The organism is Nonomuraea cavernae (assembly GCF_014646355.1).
GTDB classification, from domain to species: Bacteria; Actinomycetota; Actinomycetes; order Streptosporangiales; family Streptosporangiaceae; genus Nonomuraea; species Nonomuraea cavernae.
This window is the reverse complement of record NZ_BMNH01000018.1, coordinates 102,447-121,716: the sequence shown is the minus strand read 5'-3', so window position 1 is coordinate 121,716 and position 19,270 is coordinate 102,447. Positions and strand designations below refer to the sequence as shown.

The following is a 19,270-nucleotide window of genomic DNA, read 5'->3' as shown; positions in this document are numbered from 1 at the left end:
GTGAGCTCCACCAGATCCGCCCAGGTCAGCGCCACGCGACGGCGCGCGGTGATCGACGCGCTGCGGCGCGGCGCCGTGCCGGAGAGCGGGCTCGACCTGCTCGCCACGGGCCTGGGCCGGTTCGAGGCGGCGCTCGACGCCGAGCTGGACGCCGTCGCGGCCGGCGGAGCGGTGTTCAAGGCGGTCAGGGGTGAATACGGGTCCGGCAAGACGTTCTTCTCCCGGTGGCTCGGTGAGCGGGCCAGGAGACGCAACTTCGCGGTCGCCGAGATCCAGATATCCGAGACCGAGACGCCGCTGCACAAGCTGGAGACCGTCTACCGGCGGCTGACCGAGCGGCTCACCACCGCCAGCTTCCCGCCCAGCGCGTTGCGGCCGGTGGTGGACGCCTGGTTCTACGCGCTGGAGGAGGACGCGCTCGCCGGCGGGGCCGGCGAGGACGAGCTGCCCGGCGAGGTAGAGAAGCTGCTGGCGGCACGGCTGGCCGAGGTGTCACGGCAGGCCCCCGCCTTCGCGACCGCCCTGCGCGGCTACCGGGCCGCGCTGCTCGGCGGGGACGACACGACGGCGGCGGCCGTGCTGGCGTGGCTCGGCGGGCAGCCCCACGTCGCGGCGACCGCCCGCCGGTTCGCCGGGGTGCGTGGCGACCTCGACCACTTCGGGGCGTTCGGCTTCCTGCAGGGGTTGCTGACCGTGTTGCGCGACAGCGGGCATCCCGGGCTTCTCCTCGTGCTGGACGAGGTCGAGACCCTGCAGCGGGTGCGCTCCGACGCCCGCGACAAGGCGCTCAACGCGCTGCGGCAGCTCATCGACGAGGTGCACTCCGGGCGCTTCCCCGGCCTCTACCTGGTGATCACCGGCACGCCGGCCTTCTACGACGGGCAGCAGGGCGTGCAGCGGCTCGCGCCGCTGGCGCAACGCCTGGCGACCGACTTCACCACCGACCCGCGCTTCGACAACCCCCGGGCGGTGCAGCTCCGGCTGCCCGGCTTCACCCAGGAGTCCCTGGTGGACCTGGGGCTGACCATCCGTGACCTGTACACGGCCGGCGCTTCCGAACGGGTCAAGACCGTCGCCGACGACGCGTACGTCGCCGATCTCGCGCGGGCGGTCGGCGGGGCGCTCGGCGGCCGGGCAGGTGTGGCGCCCCGGCTGTTCCTGAAGAAGCTCGTGGGTGACGTGCTCGACCGGATCGACCAGTTCGAGGACTTCGACCCCCGACGTCACTACCGGCTGACGCTGGCGAGCGACGAGCTCACCGAGACGGAGCGAAACCTCGCCGCGTCGGTGGACGACGTCGACCTGGACCTGTGATGGCCGATCCGGTGGAGCGGCTGGACCCGGTCGTCCTGCACCACATCGTCAACACCCTCGGCTGGCCCGACCTCCGCCCGTTGCAGCGGGCGGCGATCCAACCGCTGATGGACGGCGACGACGCGGTGCTGCTCGCCCAGACCGCCGGAGGCAAGACGGAGGCGGCCTGCTTTCCGCTGCTGTCCGCGATGAGCGTCCGGCGCTGGACCGGACTGTCCGTCCTGTACGTGTGTCCGCTCAAGGCGCTGCTCAACAACCTCGTCAGCCGGATCGACTCCTACGCCCAGTGGCTGGGGCGCCGGGCCGCGCTCTGGCACGGCGACATTCGGGAGTCGCAGCGGCAGCGGCTCCGTACCGATCCGCCGGACATCCTGCTCACCACCCCCGAGTCGCTCGAAGCGCTGCTGATCGGCGCGAAAACCGACCATGCGCACCTGCTGGGAAAGGTGCGAGCGGTGGTCGTGGACGAGCTGCACGCCTTCGCCGGCGACGACCGGGGCTGGCACCTGCTTGCCGTGCTCGAACGACTGGAACGCGTGACCGGGCACCCTATCCAGCGCGTCGGCCTGTCGGCCACCGTGGGCAACCCGCCGGAGCTGCTCAGGTGGTTGCAGGGGGCAGACGCCGCAAAGCGAACCGGGCAGGTGATCGCCTCCGCGATGCCGGGCCCGGTCCCGCCCGGTTCCGGCCCGTCTGGTTCCCGCCCGTCTGGTTCCGGCTCGCCCGGTTCCGGCTCGCCCGGTTCCGGCTCGCTCGGTTCCGGCTCGCTCGGCGAGGTCGAACTCGACTACGTCGGCTCGCCCGCCAACGCCGCCAAGCTGATCACCGCACTTCATCGTGGCGAGAAGCGCCTGGTGTTCTGCGACTCACGGCGACAGGTGGAACAACTGGGCGCTGCCCTGCGCGACCGCGAGGTCACGGTGTTCCTGTCGCACGCCTCGCTGGCCGCCGAGGAGCGGGCGCGGGCAGAAAGGGCTTTCGCGGAGGCGCGTGACTGCGTGATCGTGTCGACCTCCACTCTCGAACTCGGCATCGACGTGGGCGACCTGGACCGCGTCATCCAGATCGACTCGCCCCGCACCGTCGCGTCGTTCCTGCAGCGCATCGGGCGGACAGGGCGACGCGCCGGCACCGTACGCAACTGCCTGGTCCTCGCGACACGAAGGGAGAGCCTGCTCCAGGCCGCGGGCCTGCTCCACCTGTGGGGACAGGGCTGGGTCGAGCCGGTGATCCCACCGCCGGAGCCCCGCCACCTGGTCGCCCAGCAACTCCTCGCCGTCACCCTCCAGCGGCGCGCGATCGGTGATCGGCTGTGGCCGGAGGAGTGGAACGGCCTGGCCCCCTTCGATCGCTCGGCGGAGCCCATCCTCCGCCACCTGGTCGGCGCGGGATTCCTCGACCTGGACGGCGGCATGTTGTTCGTCGGCCCCGAGGCCGAGCGGCGATTCGGACGGCGTCACTTCATCGAGCTGACGGCGTCCTTCACCGCGCCTCCGCAGTTCACAGTGCTGGCCGGGCGTCAGGAGATCGGGCAGGCCGATGCTTCGGTGCTGACCGAGGAGAGGCCCGGCCCCCGCCTGTTGCTCCTCGGCGGCCGGAGCTGGCGGGTGACCTTCATCGACTGGGCGCGTAAGAGGGTCTTCGTGGAACCGGCCGAACGCGGAGGCGTGGCCAAGTGGACCAGCGGCGGCATCACCGGCCTGTCGTACGCTCTGACGCGCGCCATGCGGGAGGTGCTGCTGGGCGCCGATCCGCCGGTGTCGTTGACCCGCCGGGCTCAGGACTGCCTGGCCGAATGGCGTGACGAGGAGGCCCCCGGCGTCGTGCACCCCGGCGGAACACTGGTGACTCGGGCCGGTGACGACGTGCGGTGGTGGACCTGGGCCGGTCACCGGGCCAATGCCACGCTCGCCGCGTCGCTGCCCTCGATCGCCGACCCGGTCCAGCGGCCGACGGACTTCTCCGTCCGGCTGCGGGAGGACCTGACTCCCGCAGCCTGGCACGAGGCCCGCGCCAGGACGGACGACGGCGAGCTGCTGGTGTTGCCCGACGTCGATCGCCGCGCCGTCCACGGGCTGAAGTTCGGCGCCGTTCTGCCGGAACGGCTCGCGGTCGCGACGGTGGCCGCCCGGCTGGCCGATTTCGAGGGCGCGCGCGCTGCCCTGTCCGAGCCGGTCCGCCTGCACCTCGCTCCGCCGCACTGATGCCCATTCCTTGAGCGCACGGGGAGTCGCATGGTCGCATCGAATGAGCGCTTCCGTTTTCGCGCTATGGATCTAACGAATAAAGCGGTAATTTCGCCTCATCGCGAGTCTTCTTATGGCTCGATTAGCAGTGTTTTGTAGCCAACTGGAGGGCGACGTCCCGGTGAATCCTGGTTTTCTGATCAAGGACCCTCGCAGTCGTATCGAGTTACGGTTGAGTGCCGCCGCCTCCTCACAGGAGCGGCTCGCGTTCCTCAATGACGCGAGCACGCGCATCGGCAGCACTCTTGACCTGGCTCACACCTGCCGCGAGGTCCTGGACGTCGCCGTGCCGAGGTTCGCCGACACCGGCGGGATCATGGTCCAGGAACGACTCATCACCGAAGGAGAGTTCCCCGTCCGCCCCAAGGACGGCTCCGCGCTGGTCCGGCGGGTGGCCACCGCCGTGGCGGTCGACAACCCCTGGGACTGGAACACCGCCTTCCCGGTCGGCGAGGTCGCGGTCTACCCGCCGCTGCTGCCGCAGGGGCAGGCCATGGCCACCGCCAAGACCGTGTTGGTGCCCAGGCTGGAACAGGCCGTCGGCGACGAGAACGCCGAGGCGTTCGGCCGCCCGATCATCGCCCGGTTGCTGCCCGGCTGCTCGTTCCTCGTCACGCCGCTGGTCGCCCGCGGCAATGTGCTCGGATTCTTCGTGCTGGTACGCCGGGAGTCCAGCGAGCCGTTCCAGGACGGCGACATCGCGCTCGCGGAGGAGCTCGCGGCGCGCACCGCGATCTGCATCGACAACGCCCGGCTCTACGGCCGTGAGCGGCGCACGGCGCTCACCTTGCAGAGCGCCCTGCTCCCCACCCTCCTTCAGGAGTCTCCTGGCCTGGAGATCGGCTACCGTTACCTGCCCGCCGGCGACCTGGCCCACGTGGGCGGCGACTGGTTCGACGTGATCCGGCTTTCGGACGAGCGTACGGCGCTCGTCGTCGGCGATGTCATGGGCCACGGCATCCGGGCCGCGGCGACGATGGGCCAGCTGCGGACCGCCACCCAGACCCTGGCCAGCCTCGATCTGGATCCGGGTGAGCTGCTGTTCCGGCTGAACCGGGTGGCTCAGCAGCTTGACGCCGACCAGCTCGCGACCTGCGTCTACGCGACGTACGACCGGGCGACCGGGGCCCTCGCGATCGCCAGCGCCGGGCACGTGCCGCCCGTGCTGGTCAGGCCGAACGGCCTGGCCGAGATCGTCCCGGTCGTGCCGGGGCCGCCCCTCGGAGTCGGCGGCGAGCGGCTGGAGATCTGCGAGGCCACCATGCCCGCCGGTGGCATGCTCGCCCTCTACACCGACGGGCTGGTGGAGACCCGCGACCGGAGCATCAGTGACGGCATCGCCGACCTGTGCTCGCTGCTGACCGGCCCGCCGCGGGAGATCGAGCGGATCTGTGACCTGATCGTCAAAGCCCAGCGTCCCGCCGACAAGCGGGACGACATCGCTTTACTCCTTGCCAAGGCGATGCCGGTGGAGCGAACCACTCCTCTTTGTTAGCGCATTCGGGGTGAAGCGCGCTTTGCCGCCCCGGACGGTGGCTATTGCCGATGGAAACGGGAGCGCGGCATTCGTGTCGCGATATCAGGTCATTTCGCGATTATCCGGACATCGCCGGAGGTGCTTTTCGCGATGACGGCGTTGTCGCTCTTGGCGTTCTTGAGCTGCGACCACACCCTGCCGTGCGTGCTCCTGGCCGTGACCCGGTAGGCGCCGTCCGGGACCGTCGTGGTGACCCGCCCTTCGCGGGACACCGCGTCCACCTTGGCCGGTGGCGCGGCGAACGAGAGGTTGATCGACCCACTGGCGGTCCGGGCCCGGACGCTGGGCGACCTGAGCCGGTCGCCCGCGATCACACTGTCCTCGGCCAGCAGTCGCAACCTGCCCGACGTGCCGTACGCCCTGATCGGCCCGGAGGCCGACACGTCAATGTCCTGAGGCAGCCCGTCGAGGACCACCCCCTCGCTGGCCTCGATCACGAGTCGGGTCCCGGAGGGCACCCTGACGTGGTAACGGGCGCCGCAGTCGCCGACGATCATGGCGCAGTCGGCGCTCAGCCGCAGCGTGCCGTCCTTCAGCGACCAGGACGTGTTGCCCTCCTGTGCCGCCTTGCCCTTGGCCCACCGGTCCACCCGGATCTCCGTACCGGTGCCCGGCAGGACGCGCAGCCCGCCCAGTGACGACGCGATGGTGAGCCGGTCACCGGAATGCTGGAAGGTCCGGCCGTCGTGCACCTCCTCGGCGTCCAGCCCACATCCGCCCGCCATCCCCAGCGCGACCAGAACCGCGCTTGCCATGATTCGCCTCATGCCGTAAATCCTGGTCCGGCGCGGGCGAGCCGCCATCGGTCATCCGGCCGACCCGCCTCCGCCGTTCGGCCGCTCCTGCCCGCCGTACGGGCGCGTCCTCTTACCCGGACGGCGAGTCTCCGCACCGTGCCGTACGAGAACGCGCGGGATCTCAGAGGGCGGCCAGCAGCCCTCGTACGTGCGATAAGGGGTCAGCGCCCAGGGGGCGCACCACCACGGTAGACACGCCCGCCTTCCACAGCTCCCTCACCTGGGCGGCGGCCTCGGCGGGCGAGCCCGAGGCCGTGACCAGCTCGTCGGGCGGCAGCCCGAGGAACCCGGCCTGGTCCTCGACGGCGGACCGCATGACCTCGCGGGCGTCGTCGCCCAGGCACAGGTGGACGAAGGCCACCAGCTCGTGCCCGTCAGGCGTGTCGATGTGCCCGAGGATCGACGGGAGCTGCCGGGGCCCCAGCCCTTCGGGGATGATCGTGCCCTGCGCCAGCCGGCCCGACAGCGCCAGCGAGCGAGGGCCGACCACCCCGGCCAGCAGCGGAGGCGGCTCGGCGGGCGGGTGGACGAGTGAGACGCCGTCGAGCCGCACGTGACGGCCGCGCATGGTCACCGTCTCGCCCCTGAGCAGCCCCTGGACCGAGGTGATCGTCTCCTCCAGCAGGCTCAGCGGGGACGACACGGCGGCCCCCGCCTGCCGCATCCACGCGGGCACCCCGTGCCCGATGCCCGCCGCGAGCCGCCCGGGATGCAGGCGGGCGAGATTGCCCAGCTCCATGGCCAGCAGCGCGGGGTTGCGCAGGGGAGCGGGCGTGATGCCGATGCCCACGCGCAGCCGCGAGGTCATGGCCAGCGCCGTCGCCGCCGAGGAGATGGCGCCCGTCCAGCCGAGGTCCTCCACGACCCACAGGTCGGACACCCCGTCGGCGGCGTCGAGCTCGCGGGCGAACGGCACGAGCCGCTCCGGCGGCAGCCCGCGGTCGAACATCACACCTAACCGCATGCCTGACTCCCCGCCTGATGTCACGCCGGCCTCCGACTGCCCACGTCGCGCTGCTCGGCACAGGTCAACGACACGTGCTCGCCTCTCACGGCATCCATACGCGCTCGCCTCTCACGGCATCCTCCAGTAGTAGCGGAACACGCGGCCGACCTCGGAGTAGCCGGCCCGCAGGAAGGCCGCCGCGGTCGGGGTGTTGGCGGTGTCGGTGGCGGCGACGATGCGTTGCAGGCCCGCCTCGGCGAGGGTGCGGGTGCCCTTGGCCAGCAGGTCGTCGACGTAGCCGTGGCCGCGGTGTTCGGGCACGACGCCGATGTAGGCGATGGAGTGGTCGTCGGGCGCCACCAGGCCCACGGGCGAGTCGCCGAGGTAGCCGATGACGAACCAGCCGGGCTTGGCCTTGCGGTTGACCAGGTCGTCGTACATCCACCGGGCCTCGTGCTCGGCCCCCTCGGTCGCCACCTCGACCCGCGTGTCGTAGTCGAGTGAGCCGTGCGAGATGCGTACCAGCAGGTCGAGCACCTCGGCCGGGTCCAGCCGCCGGGCGGCGACGTATCGCAGCCTGCCCGGCTCCTCTGGCAGGTCACTGCCGGCCTGCCATTCGAGCATCAGCCGCTCGACCTCCATCACGAACCCGGCCGCCGTCAGGGCCTCGTGCTCGACGGCCCGGTCGACGGTGGGGATCAGCCCAGGAGGAAGGGCGATGTCATGGATGATCTTGTTGAGCCGCATCGCCGCGAGGCTGTCCCGCAGCAGCCGGGCGGCCGTCTCCGGATCGGGGCCGGGGTCGAACTGCCAGGTGATCACCGGTGGCGCGTCGCGGAAGGGCGCCCAGAACGCGAGCCGCGCCTGGCCTTCCGTGAAGCACCACTCGGGCCGGGTCCTGCCCTCTTCGTACGCGGCGACCAGCTGGGATCGGGCAGGCTCGGGGAACTGATCGAACAACGTGAAAGCCTCCACCTGAAGGGCTCTCCCGGGCTCTACGCGGCCGGAGGGAGGTGCGCACCGACTGACGTGACCATCGTCTCGCACACCTCCGTCTCCGCGCGCGACGCCTCCTGGTATGAGGGCTGCCTAGGCCGCCGCGCCGAGGGCCGTGCGCGCGTCGTCCATCGACGCGCTCGTCTCGAAGTGCCGGTCGAGGTTGGTGATCGTCAGCAGGTGACTGATCATGCCAGGGGCCAGCACCAGGATCATCCGGCCGTGCCGGCGCTGGACGTGGTTGAGGCCGGCGACCAGCACGCCGAGCCCCACGGAGTCGCAGAACGGAACCTCGGTCAGATCGAGGACGAGATGGAGCGGATGGGGGAGGGCGAGGGCCTGATCGAGCTCCGCCCGCAGGCGGGGCGCGCCCGCCGCGTCGAGGTCTCCGACCACGCGGAGCACAGTGCAGGGATCCTCTCGCCAGCAGCTGACCACCATGGGTGTGACGTGCCCGTAGGCGGGATCATTATGCCTACTTTTTACAGATGTTCTGGGTTGCCGTCTTGGTTTCCGGTGTAGCGCCGGTGGACGGCTTTGCGGTCGGCGTGGACGTCACCGAGACTTTCTTGATCTTCGGCTGGTCGCTGCCGAGGATCACCTCGATCCCCTTCGTGTCGACCTCGCGCAACTCGGCGCCCGGGATGGCGGCGGCGACCGTGCGGGCGGAGTCCTCGCGATCGGGTCCGTAGCGGATGAGCGTCTTCTTGTGGTCCTTACGCGTGGTGTTGCCCGGCTCGCCGGGCACCGCGAACCCGGCCGCGACCAGCGCCGCCTTGCTGCGCGCGCCGAGCCCGGTGATGAGCGTGCCGTTCTTGACCACGAGCGAGATGCGCTCCGGCGGGATCGTGAGGGCGGTCGGCTTGGCGGAGGCCGAGGCGCTGGGCGAGGGGGTGGGCTCGGCCAGGTCCTCGTCGGCGGCGATCCGGGCGAACATGTCGCGCGCCGCGTCCTTGTCCCACAGCACCGCGGACTCGCCGGTCGGGGTCTTGAAGTCGACGTTGGACAGCGGCACGTCGGCGAACTTCACGTCGTTCAGGGAGACGTCCCTGAGCTGGGTGGCGAGCCCCATCAGCCCGTCGTCGGGGTCGACCTTGACGGTGCGCAGCGTGGAGTTGACGAACGAGGCCAGCCGGGCCGGGTTGGCCAGCGTGCCGGCGCTCAGCGCGCGGTCGAGCATCGCCGAGATGACCTGCTGCTGCCGGTCGATGCGGTCGAGGTCGGAGCGGGCCGTGGCGCGGGTGCGGGCGTAGCCGAGGGCCTGCGCCCCGCGCAGCTCGTGGGTGCCGGCGGCGAGGGTGAGCCCGGTCTTGGGGTCGTTGATCGGCACCGGGGTGCACACCGTCACCCCGCCGAGCGAGTCGACGACGTCGATGAAGCCGAGGACGTTGACCTCGATGTAGCGGTTGATCCGCAGCCCGGTGGCGTGCTGCACGGCCTGGACCGCGAGCTTCGGGCCGCCGAACTGGTAGGCCGAATTGATCTTGTGTTCGCCCTGGCCGGGGATGGTCGTCCAGGTGTCGCGGGGCAGGCTCACCACGGTGATGCGGGTGTGGTCCTCGGACAGGCGGATGACCATCATCGTGTCGGTGCGCTGGCCCGACTCGCGGCCGAGCTTGAGTTGGTTCTGCTGCTTGCGGGTGAGGTCGTCGCGCTTGTCGATGCCGACGAGCAGGATGTTCATCGCGCCGCGCGGCGCCGACTCGGCCACGCCGGCGTCGACCGAGCCGATCTGCCGGGGAGTCGCCCACACCACGCCGGTGCCGACCAGCACTCCGGTGGACAACAGGCCGGCGATGATCACATTTCGGCGACGGGCCCTGGCGCCTCTGCCACGCCTTCGCCGGCGACCGCCCGCGAGCCTGACGCCGCCGTAGGCGTCCCCGCCCACGTGCACCCCAGCGTCCTCCTCGCCCGGGTCGCGCATCCCGTCCCCCTCTGTGCTGCCGGAGGATCGGGCCTTCGATTGCCCTCCTCCCCTGGTCGTACAGTAGCGTGAGCCCCGCCATGAAGCAGTTCCCCGACTCGCCGCACGCGCCAGCGGAGACACGTAGCTGGCCACCCATCTCCGTCGTCATGCCGGTCCTCAACGAGGAGCGGCACCTACGCGAGGCCGTGTCCCAGGTCCTCGCCCAGAGCTATCCCGGCGAGATCGAGGTCGTCCTCGCCGTGGGGCCCTCACAAGACCGCACCCAGGAGGTCGCCGAGGCCATCTCCCAGGCCGACCGCCGGGTCGTCGTGGTGCCCAACCCTACGGGCCGCACCCCCAACGCGCTCAACGCCGCGATCGCCGCCTCCCGCAACGGCATCATCGCCAGGGTCGACGGGCACGCCATGCTGCCCTCCGACTACCTGCGCGTCGCGGTCGAGACGTTGGAGGAGACCGGCGCCGACAACGTGGGCGGCGTGATGGCCGCCGAGGGCGTCACCGCCTTCGAGAAGGCCGTGGCGTGCGCCATGACGTCCAAGATCGGCGTCGGCGCGGCGGCCTTCCACGTGGGCGGCACGGCCGGCCCGGCCGACACGGTCTACCTGGGGGTGTTCCGCCGCACGGCCCTCGACCGGGTCGGCGGCTACGACGAGCACTTCCAGCGGGCCCAGGACTGGGAGATGAACCACCGCATCCGCAAGACCGGCGGGCTCGTGTGGTTCCAGCCGCGGATGCGGGTCTCCTACCGGCCCCGGCCCACCGTGAAGGCACTGGCCAAGCAGTACTTCCACTACGGACGCTGGCGGCACGTGGTCTCACGCACCCACGAGGGCACGATCAACCTGCGCTACCTCGCGCCGCCGGCGGCGGTGGTGGCGATGGCGCTCGGCCTGGTCGTCGCGCCGTTCTTCCCGCTGTCGCTGATCGTCCCGGGCGGCTACGCGCTGGCCATCCTCGCGGGCTCGGCCCTGACCAGCAGCGGGCATCCGGCGGCGGTCAAGCTCAGGCTCCCCCTCGTGTACGCCACCATGCACATCTCCTGGGGCTGGGGCTTCCTGACCAGCCCGCGCAAGCTCGCCCGCCCACCGGGTTCGTGAGGCCGGGCGGCGTCCGTCAGGCGCCGCCCGGCACCCGCCCGGTGAGCCCGGACACCAGGATGTCGAGCCAGGTCTGAGCCGGCGCCCCGGGGTCGACGCAGTTGACCCGCACCCCCTCGCCGGCCCACTCGGCGGCCAGGGCCCGGGTCAGGTCGGCGACCGCGGCCCGGGCCGAGGAGCGGAGGCTGTGGGCGGCCCCGCCTTCGGTGTGGCCGTGGGTGCCGATCAGCAGCCCGCCCCGCGTCTCGCGCAGGTGGGGATGGGCGGCCCGGGCCACGTTGACCGGGCCCAGGTAGCCGGTCCGCAGGGTCTCGTCGGCGGCGTCGGCGAGCCCGCCCAGGTGCGGGACCTCCGGCGCGTAGACCACGTGGTCGACCCGCCCCACCGAGGCCAGCGCCTTGACGACCGCGTCGTGGTCCTCGACGCGCACCTCCCCGGCGAACACGCGCGTCCGAGCCCCCTCCTGCTCGGCCAGGAGCGCCAGGTCGCGCCCGGGGCCGAAGACGACCACGGTCGCGCCGTCCAGGCCGGCCCGCCGGCCCGCCGGCCCCGGCGCGGGCACGCCCGCGTCGGCCAGGTGGAAGAGCCGCTCGGCGAGGTGCAGGTCGTCGGGGTGGGTGACCTTCATGTTGCGCTCGCTGCCCGGCACGAGGTGGATCGGCACGTCCGGCAGGTAGCGCAGCACCACGCCGCAGTCGTCGGTGGCGGGCCGCCGCTCGAACTCGGGGTCGGCGAGGGCCCGCTCGTAGGCCTCGCGAATGACCGACAGCCGGAAGCACTGCGGGGTCTGGGCACGCCTCAACAGCGACCTGTCAAGGACGTCGCCGATGATCTCGCCGCCGGGCCCCGGAGCGGCCACCAGGATCGTGTCGGAGCTCGGGATGGCCACCTCCACGGCCGTGTGGGTCTGGAGGGCCCGGACACACGCCGTGATGATCCGGGGCTCCAGGAGAGGGCGTACAGCGTCGTGCAGGAGCACGTCGCACTCCCGGTGGCCGATCGCTCGCAACGCCCGCCAGGTGCTCTCCGTGCGGCTCTCGCCACCGTCGACGATCTGGCCGACCTTGCCGAAACCGCGGCGCTCCACGATCTCCCGCACCTGGTCGGCGTAGCCGGGCGTCATCAGCACCACGATCTCGTCGATCTCGGGCGAGCCGTCGAACACGGCCAGGGTGTGCTCCAGGATGGATCGTCCGGCGATCGGGATGAGCTGCTTGGGCGTGCCGCGCCCGACACGCCGGCCGACACCGCCCGCCAGAATCACGCCCACAGTGGACAACCGGGAATTCATACGGCGAGCGTAACGGCCCGGTTCCGTGTTATCGCGTCGCCCTGTCGCTACGCTGTGTCCACGCACTCCCTCGCGACCGGGAGGACCTGCGCTTTTGACTGATTCCATGACGCGTGCCAGCGCGACCACCTCGGTGGTGCTGCTCGCCACGACCCCGGCCGGCCGGCTTCCCTGCGGCGACGGCACCCTGCTCGACCGGATCAACGACCAGCTCGCCACGCTTCCAGTCCGTGACGTCCACGTGCTCTCGCCCGGCGACGGGCTCGGCGCCGACCTGCGCGGCGTCGCCAAGATCGTGAGGAGCGCGGAGGGCGCTGTCGTCGTGCTGCCGGCCGACCTGGTGGCGCACACCGAGGCTCTCGCGTCGCTGGTGGAGGACCCGTCTCGGGCCACGATGGCGCTGATCTCCCATGACACCGTCGAGGGCCCGTTGCGGCCGCCCGTCCGCGACGACAACGGCGTGGTCGGCGCCTCGGGAAGCTCCTTCCACACGGTTCCCGAGGCCAACGCCACGTTCCGGGGCGTGCTCCAGGTGAGCGAGACCGATCTCGCCACGCTGGCCGACCTGGCCGAGGAGCTGGCCGACCTGGCCGAGGCGGGCAAACTCGGGCCCGTCACCACGGTCGAGGCGATCGACCTGCTGCTGGTCGGCCTGGTGCGGTCCGGCGTGCGGGTGCGCGCCGTCCGGCTCGGGCCCCTGCACGCCGACCGCGTCACCGGCCAGTCCTCCGCCGAGGCGGCGATCGAACGGCTGGCCGAGGTGGACGAGGCCGAGGTCCGGCTCGACGGCGCGATCAAGTCCCGCGACGGCTTCTTCGCCACCTACTTCGTCTCGTCCTGGTCGCGCCACCTGGTGCGGCCCGCCGCCCGGCTCAAGCTCACGCCCAACTCCGTCACCGGCATCTCGGTCGCGCTGGCCGTGCTGTCGGCGGTGTGGTTCTCGGCGGGCGACCGCACCGCGCAGATCTGCGGGGCGGTGCTGCTCTACCTGTCGTTCGTGCTCGACTGCCTCGACGGCCAGCTGGCCCGCTACACCCGCACCTTCTCGCCGCTCGGCGCGTGGGCCGACGGCATGGCCGACCGGCTGAAGGAGTACATCGTCTATGTCGGCCTGGCCTTCGGCTACGCCGCCGGTGTGCCGTCCGGCCCTGGCGGGCCCGACGGCATCTGGTACCTCGCAGCCGCCGCGATGATCCTCCAGGTCGTACGCCACTCCGTCGACTTCTCGTACGGCGGGGCGCTGGCCGACGCGAGACGGGTCGGCGCGCTGTGGGCCAAGCCGGCGCGCTCGCTGCTGGAGCCGGCCGACGCGGCCCGCCACAACGTGCCGAGGCAGGGCGTGCTGCGGCTGGCCCAGCGGATGGAACGCGAGTCGATCACCCGCTGGGCCAAACGAATGATCGTGTTGCCGATCGGGGAGCGGATGGCGCTGATCGCGATCACCGCGGCGGTGTTCAACGCCCGCGTGACGTTCCTGGCCCTGCTGGGGTGGGGCGGGGTGGCGGCGGCCTACCAGCTCGCCGGCCGGATTGCGAGGTCGGCCCGATGATCACGGTGCACATGACGCCGGTTCCCGACAGCAAGGTCGTCGCCTACCGCGACGACGGACCGCTCTCGCGCGGCATGGGCCTGCTCGTGGCGGGCCAGTTGCCGCCGCTTCCGCCGGTGATCGCCGGGACGTTCGTCACCGGCGTGCTGCTGCTGCTCGGCGTGGCCGGGTCCGACGGCATCGCGTTCTTCGCGCCGCTCGTGACGCTCCTGCTGGCCGGACCGGGCAGCTCCCATCCGCACGACGGCCGGTTCGACTGGCTGGTGCCACCGATCCTGCGGATGATCGAATACTCGTTCATCGCGGCCTGCGGCTTCGCCCACGACGTGCATCCCGCGTTGATCTTCCTGCTGCTCGGCGCGCTGGCCTTCCATCACTACGATCTGGTCTACCGGCTGCGCCAACACGTCTATCCGCCGCCGTGGCTGTCGACGGCGGCGCTCGGCTGGGACGGCCGGATGCTGGTGATCTCACTGACCGCCGTCGTCGGCTTCATGACCGGCGGGTTCGTGCTGCTCGCGGTCTACCTGTGGGCGTTGTTCGGCTGGGAGAGCCTCACCTGCTGGCTCGCCGCGCCCCGCTCCAGGGTGGAAGCCACCCCACCGGTCGCGCCAGACTAGGGGCTGGCAACTGCTGCTGATTGAGTGTTTGTTAGTGACCATTACTGTTCAAGGGTGGTGTAGCGTCTTGTCTTGTGAACCTGACGGAATGGGCGCGAGCGCAGGGAATCGCTCCTCGCACCGCGTACCGCTGGTTCCGTGAGGGCACGTTGCCGGTTCCCGCGGAGCGAGTGGGGCCACGCACGATCCTGGTCAACATCGACGCGAACACCTCACCGCCGGTGACCGGCGGCGTGGGTCTGTACGCCCGCGTCTCCTCCCACGATCAGAAGGCGGACCTGGAACGCCAGGTCGCCCGGCTGTCGCAGTGGGCGGCGAAGGCGGGGCACACGGTCGTCCGTGTCGAGTCCGAGATCGCGTCCGGTATGAACGGCGGGCGCATGAAGGCCCGTCGTCTGCTGGCCGATGCGAAGGTGACGACCGTGGTGGTCGAGCATCGTGACCGGCTGGGCCGGATGAACACCGAACTCGTTGAAGCCGCGCTGGAGGCCGCTGGTCGTCGTCTTGTCGTCCTGGATGACGGTGAAGTCGAAGACGACCTCGTGCGGGACATGGTCGAGGTGCTGACCTCGTTCTGCGCCCGCCTGTACGGTCGCCGCTCGGCGAAGAACCGGGCGAGGAAGGCCCTGAAAGCGGCGGCTGCCGATGAGTGAGACGCCGAAGAAGAGGAAGAAGGAGCAACCGCGCGCCATCGATGCGCCGTTCGTCGCCCTCGGCCCGTCCGGTGTGGCGATACGCGACCGTCTCAAGAACCTCACGATCGAGGACGACAAGGTGTTGCGGCTGATCGGTGATCACCTGGGCACTCTGGCGTCGCTGGACCTCAAGGTACGCTGCGCGGACGGAAGCGATCACAGCCCGGAGAAATGGGCGGCCCGTAAGCAGCGGCTGACCTGCGAGTCTTCGTCCCGATGGGCCGGGTCGATCACGAAGGCCACGCACGATCAGTGGGCTCTGTCGCGCCGTTGCCAGCTCGCCCACATCGAAACCCTCGAAGCCGGTGTGCGCATGCTGATGCACCGGCTGTCGCAGCCGCTCGGGGACAAGGGCACCAAACGGGCTGCGGGCGGCTACCGCTCGAAGGGCGAGTGGTTCCACAAGTCCCGTCGCCTGCACATCCTTCGGCACCGCCTCGACAGGGCCCGCACCGATCGCGAAGATGGGCGCGTGCATGTGGTGCGCGGCGGCAGGCGACTCCTGGGCGCCCGCCACAACCTCGGCAAAGCCCAGCTCACCGAGCATGAGTGGCGGCAGCGGTGGGAAGCCGAGCGCTGGTTCCTCGCCGCCGATGGAGAGTCAGGCAAACGCTTCGGCAACGAGACGATCCGCCTCACCCCGGACGGCGAAGTCTCCATCAAGCTCCCAGCCCCGCTGGCGCACCTGGCCAACAGCGAGCACGGCCGGTACATCCTCGCCTCCAAGGTCGCCTTCGCGCATCGAGGACACGAGTGGCGCGACAGGATCGACAGCAACCGGGCCGTGGCCTACCGCATCCACCTCGACGTGGAACGTGGACGCTGGTACCTGACCGCATCCTGGCAACGCCCGGTCGTCACGACCGTCCCGCTGGAGACCGCCCGCGCGAACGGCATGATCGGTGTCGATACCAACGCCGATCACTTTGCCGCCTACCGGCTCGACCGGCACGGCAACCCGGTCGGTGAACCACACCGGTTCTCCTACGACCTGTCCGGGCCGGCCGATCACCGTGACGCGCAGATCCGGCACGCCATCACCCGACTCCTGCACTGGGCCAAGAGCTGTGGCGTGGCCGCCATCGCGATTGAAGACCTCGACTTCACCGCCGCCAAGACCCGCGAGAAGCACGGCCGTAAGAAGCGGTTCCGCCAGTTGATCTCCGGCATGCCCACCGGCAAGCTCAAGGCCCGGTTGATCTCGATGGCCGCCGAGGCGGGTCTGTCCATCGTCGCGGTCGATCCCGCCTACACCTCTCAGTGGGGAGGCCGGCACTGGCAAAAGCCGCTGGTCTCCCCGCGCCGCACAATGTCCCGTCACGATGCCGCCGGTATCGCGATCGGGCGACGCGCCCTCGGGCACCCGATCCGGCGACGGACGGCACCGCCCCCACCCGGCCAGAGCGATCGTGTGGGGCATCGGACCGTCCAGGCCGGGCCAGGTATCCGAGGACGTGAGGAAACCCGCCCACCCGTCACGGAGCGTGCACATGATGCACGTACCCGAACGGGGACCACACGAGGAACGCGGGAGACCAGCGCGTCCAAGACCGTTCGGGATGCGCGCAATGCCGGGACGTGGGTCCAAGACCCACTCCTGATCATTGATTAGGAACGGTTTGATTACCCGCGGAGGGGTCAAAGCCAACTAACCTTTGGCCCTACGTAGTCATGTTCGACTGAGGAGTGCACGTTGCTGGGAATGGTGCTGGCCGCTGGAGCCGGAAGACGTCTGCGGCCCTACACCGACACGCTGCCCAAGGCGCTCGTGCCGGTCGACGGTGAGACGACGATCATGGACATCTCGCTGCGCAACCTCGCCGCGGTCGACCTGCGCGAGGTCGTGGTCGTGATCGGCTACGCGGCGCAGGCCGTACACGACCGCAAGGAGGAGCTGGAGCGGCGGCACGGCGTCAAGCTCACGCTCGTGCACAACGACAAGGCCGAGGAGTGGAACAACGCCTACTCCCTCTGGTGCGCCCGCGACTACTTCGCGCAGGGCGCGCTGCTCGTCAACGGCGACACCGTGCACCCCGTCTCGGTCGAGAAGACGCTCCTGTCGGCCCCCGAGACCAGCGAGATCCTGCTCGCGGTCGACGACGTCAAGAAGCTGGCCGACGAGGAGATGAAGGTGACCCTCGACGACGCCGGCGCGCTCAGGCGCATCACCAAGCTGATGGACCCGGCCGAGGCCCACGGCGAGTACATCGGGGCCACCCTGATCCGGCCGGGCGCCGCCGAGGGCCTGGCCGACGCGCTGCGGGCGACGTTCGAGCGCGACCCTCAGCTCTACTACGAGGACGGCTACCAGGAGATGGTCGACCGTGGCGCGCGCATCAACGTGGCGCCGATCGGCGAGGTCGACTGGGTCGAAGTGGACAACCACGACGACCTGGCGAAGGCTCGCACCATAGCCGTCCGCTACTGAGGAGGCGGGATGCCGCTTCTAGCGCGAATGTTGCCCGCGCCCCTGACCATGTCGGTCAGGCGCGGCGCGGTGGCACAGCTCGGCGCCCTGCTGGCCGACAGCAGGGTCGCGACGTCCGGCAGGGTCGCGGTCGCCGTCGGCCCCGGCCAGGGTGACCACATCGAGGGCCTGATCGCGCCCACGCTGGGGGAGGCCGAGGTCTTCAGGGTGGCCGACGGGTCGGTCGACGCGGCCGTCTCGCTCGGCGCCGACCTGCGCAAGGGCGCCTACGAGGTGGTCGTGGGCGTCGGCGGCGGGCGCACCATCGACGCGACCAAGTACGCCGCGTCGCTGGCGGGCATCCCGATGGTCGCCGTGGCCACCAACCTGTCCCACGACGGCATCTGCTCGCCCACCGCCTCGCTGGTGTACGAAGGCGGCAAGGGCACGTTCGGCGTGCCGATGCCGCTGGCGATCCTGGTCGACCTCGACTTCGTGCAATCCGCGCCCCGGGTGCTGGTCAGGGCGGGCATCGGCGACGTGGTCAGCAACCTGTCGGCCATCGAGGACTGGCAGCTCGGCAACGTCGAGCACGGCGAGCCCATCGACGGGCTGGCCTGCTCGATGGCGCGCACCGCCGCCGAGGCGCTGATCGGCCGCGCCGACTCCATCGAGTCCGACGCCTTCCTCATCGTCCTGGCCGAAGCCCTGATCCTGTCGGGCATGTCGATGGTGATCGCGGGCTCGTCCCGGCCCGCGAGTGGTGGAGATCATGAGATCCTGCATGCCGTGGATCAGCTCTTTCCCGGCACCTCCAACCACGGCGAGCTCGCCGGCATCGGTGCCGCTTTCTGCTTCTCCCTCCGGCAGGACACGGCCAGGCTGGCGCAGGTGACCGACTGCCTGCGCCGTCACGGGCTGCCGGTCGTCCCCGCCGACATCGGGCTGACCAGCGCGCAGTTCGCCGAGGCCGTGGCGCTGGCCCCGTCGACCCGTCCCGGCCGTTACACGATCCTGGAGCACCTAGACATGGGCGACACCGAGATTCGCGATCGGGTGGAGGACTATGTCCGGGCCGTCGGTCGCTGAGCTCCGGCGGGTCGCGCAGCCCGCCGGCACCATGGACCGTGAGAGCGGTGAGCACTGGGCGGGCTCCCTCTACATGCGCAAGGTGTCGCCCTACCTGACCTGGCTGCTCGCCAAGACGCCGATCTCGCCCAACCAGGCGACCTGGCTGATGATCGTGAGCGGCCTGGCCGCCGCGGTGGTGGTGGCGCTGCCGGGGCTCTGGGCGGCCGTGCTCGCGGCCCTGCTCATCCAGCTCTACCTGCTGCTCGACTGCTCCGACGGCGAGCTGGCCCGCTGGACCGGACGCACCTCGATCACCGGCGTCTACCTCGACCGGGTGGGCCACTACCTGTGCGAGGCGGCCCTGCTGGTGGGGCTCGGCTTCCGCGCCTCGGAGGTGCTGCCCGACTGGTACACCGTGCTGGGCCTGGCCACCGCGCTGGGCGCGATCCTGATCAAGGCCGAGACCGATCTCGTCGACGTGGCCCGGGCCCGCGCGGGCATGCCGGCCGCCACGGAGTCGGCCGCGGGCCAGATGAGGTCGGGGCTGCTGGCGCTCGGCCGCCGGATCGTGGGGGCGACCAAGTTCCACCGTCTCGTGCAGGCGGTCGAGCTGTCGATCCTCGTGGTGGTGGCCGCCGTGGTCGACGTCTTCACCGGCGACCTGCTGGCCACGAGGGTGTTGCTGGTGGCCTGTTTCGCGGCTGCGGCGCTGCAGACGGTGCTGCATCTGGTGAGCATTCTGGCATCGAGGCGGCTTGCGTGATCTTCTTCCGG

General features: G+C 70.8%; 17 protein-coding genes. 11 read left to right on the top strand and 6 right to left on the bottom strand.

Annotated features, from left to right (window positions below):
- The 3 genes from brxD (at position 1) to IEY82_RS39970 (ending at position 5,055) form a co-directional block, all read left to right on the top strand.
- The gene (gene brxD, locus IEY82_RS25785; RefSeq protein ID WP_189126793.1) at positions 1-1,314 is read left to right on the top strand and encodes a BREX system ATP-binding protein BrxD; all 1,314 of its coding nucleotides are present in this window, start codon (positions 1-3) and stop codon (positions 1,312-1,314) included.
- On the top strand, positions 1,314-3,518 hold the full coding sequence (locus IEY82_RS25780) for a DEAD/DEAH box helicase (RefSeq protein WP_189126792.1): 2,205 nt from the start codon (positions 1,314-1,316) through the stop codon (positions 3,516-3,518). Before brxD ends, IEY82_RS25780 begins: the two co-directional genes overlap by 1 nt.
- Before the next feature lie 214 nt (positions 3,519-3,732).
- The gene (locus IEY82_RS39970; RefSeq protein WP_189126791.1) at positions 3,733-5,055 is read left to right on the top strand and encodes a PP2C family protein-serine/threonine phosphatase; all 1,323 of its coding nucleotides are present in this window, start codon (positions 3,733-3,735) and stop codon (positions 5,053-5,055) included.
- A gap of 89 nt (positions 5,056-5,144) precedes the next feature.
- On the opposite strand, the gene IEY82_RS25770 is transcribed toward IEY82_RS39970, so the two are convergent.
- The 5 genes from IEY82_RS25770 to IEY82_RS25750 form a co-directional block, all read right to left on the bottom strand.
- Complete coding sequence (locus IEY82_RS25770; RefSeq protein WP_189126790.1) at positions 5,145-5,852, bottom strand: DUF4097 family beta strand repeat-containing protein; 708 nt, start codon at positions 5,850-5,852, stop codon at positions 5,145-5,147.
- A 163-nt stretch (positions 5,853-6,015) separates the two neighbouring features.
- Positions 6,016-6,858, bottom strand: a complete 843-nt coding sequence (locus IEY82_RS25765; RefSeq protein WP_225262674.1) for an LLM class flavin-dependent oxidoreductase — start codon at positions 6,856-6,858, stop codon at positions 6,016-6,018.
- Between the two features lie 111 nt (positions 6,859-6,969).
- Complete coding sequence (locus IEY82_RS25760) at positions 6,970-7,800, bottom strand: GNAT family N-acetyltransferase (protein ID WP_225262676.1); 831 nt, start codon at positions 7,798-7,800, stop codon at positions 6,970-6,972.
- 129 nt (positions 7,801-7,929) lie between these two features.
- Positions 7,930-8,277 carry an STAS domain-containing protein gene (locus IEY82_RS25755; RefSeq protein ID WP_189126789.1) on the bottom strand — a complete coding sequence of 116 codons (348 nt, stop codon included), beginning with the start codon at positions 8,275-8,277 and terminating at the stop codon, positions 7,930-7,932.
- Positions 8,278-8,311: 34 nt separating this feature from the next.
- On the bottom strand, positions 8,312-9,763 hold the full coding sequence (locus IEY82_RS25750) for an LCP family protein (protein ID WP_189126788.1): 1,452 nt from the start codon (positions 9,761-9,763) through the stop codon (positions 8,312-8,314).
- Positions 9,764-9,843: 80 nt separating this feature from the next.
- On the opposite strand from IEY82_RS25750, the gene IEY82_RS25745 reads away from it, so the two are divergent.
- A complete protein-coding gene (locus tag IEY82_RS25745) occupies positions 9,844-10,863 on the top strand; it encodes a glycosyltransferase family 2 protein (RefSeq protein WP_189126787.1) in 1,020 nt (339 codons plus the stop codon).
- A 16-nt stretch (positions 10,864-10,879) separates the two neighbouring features.
- Here IEY82_RS25745 and IEY82_RS25740 read toward each other — a convergent pair whose 3' ends face one another.
- On the bottom strand, positions 10,880-12,154 hold the full coding sequence (locus IEY82_RS25740) for a bifunctional cytidylyltransferase/SDR family oxidoreductase (protein WP_189126786.1): 1,275 nt from the start codon (positions 12,152-12,154) through the stop codon (positions 10,880-10,882).
- Positions 12,155-12,260: 106 nt separating this feature from the next.
- On the opposite strand from IEY82_RS25740, the gene IEY82_RS39965 reads away from it, so the two are divergent.
- The 7 genes from IEY82_RS39965 to IEY82_RS25705 all read left to right on the top strand — a co-directional run bounded on the left by IEY82_RS39965 (position 12,261) and on the right by IEY82_RS25705 (position 19,259).
- Positions 12,261-13,703, top strand: a complete 1,443-nt coding sequence (locus IEY82_RS39965; protein WP_189126785.1) for a CDP-alcohol phosphatidyltransferase family protein — start codon at positions 12,261-12,263, stop codon at positions 13,701-13,703.
- A complete protein-coding gene (locus tag IEY82_RS39960) occupies positions 13,700-14,323 on the top strand; it encodes a DUF5941 domain-containing protein (RefSeq protein WP_189126784.1) in 624 nt (207 codons plus the stop codon). Before IEY82_RS39965 ends, IEY82_RS39960 begins: the two co-directional genes overlap by 4 nt.
- A 74-nt stretch (positions 14,324-14,397) precedes the next feature.
- Positions 14,398-14,976 carry an IS607 family transposase gene (locus tag IEY82_RS25725; protein WP_189126783.1) on the top strand — a complete coding sequence of 193 codons (579 nt, stop codon included), beginning with the start codon at positions 14,398-14,400 and terminating at the stop codon, positions 14,974-14,976.
- Positions 14,969-16,630 (top strand): transposase, encoded by a 1,662-nt coding sequence (locus IEY82_RS25720; RefSeq protein WP_189126782.1) that lies wholly within the window; start codon positions 14,969-14,971, stop codon positions 16,628-16,630. The genes IEY82_RS25725 and IEY82_RS25720 overlap by 8 nt, the downstream gene beginning before the upstream one ends.
- 81 nt (positions 16,631-16,711) lie before the next feature.
- Positions 16,712-17,446: a phosphocholine cytidylyltransferase family protein gene (locus tag IEY82_RS25715; RefSeq protein ID WP_189126781.1), complete on the top strand. Its 735-nt coding sequence runs from the start codon at positions 16,712-16,714 to the stop codon at positions 17,444-17,446.
- Positions 17,447-17,473: 27 nt separating this feature from the next.
- Positions 17,474-18,514, top strand: coding sequence for an iron-containing alcohol dehydrogenase family protein (locus IEY82_RS25710; protein WP_189126822.1), 1,041 nt, complete (start codon positions 17,474-17,476; stop codon positions 18,512-18,514).
- Positions 18,492-19,259, top strand: a complete 768-nt coding sequence (locus IEY82_RS25705) for a CDP-alcohol phosphatidyltransferase family protein (protein WP_189126780.1) — start codon at positions 18,492-18,494, stop codon at positions 19,257-19,259. Before IEY82_RS25710 ends, IEY82_RS25705 begins: the two co-directional genes overlap by 23 nt.
- Positions 19,260-19,270: the final 11 nt, after the last annotated feature.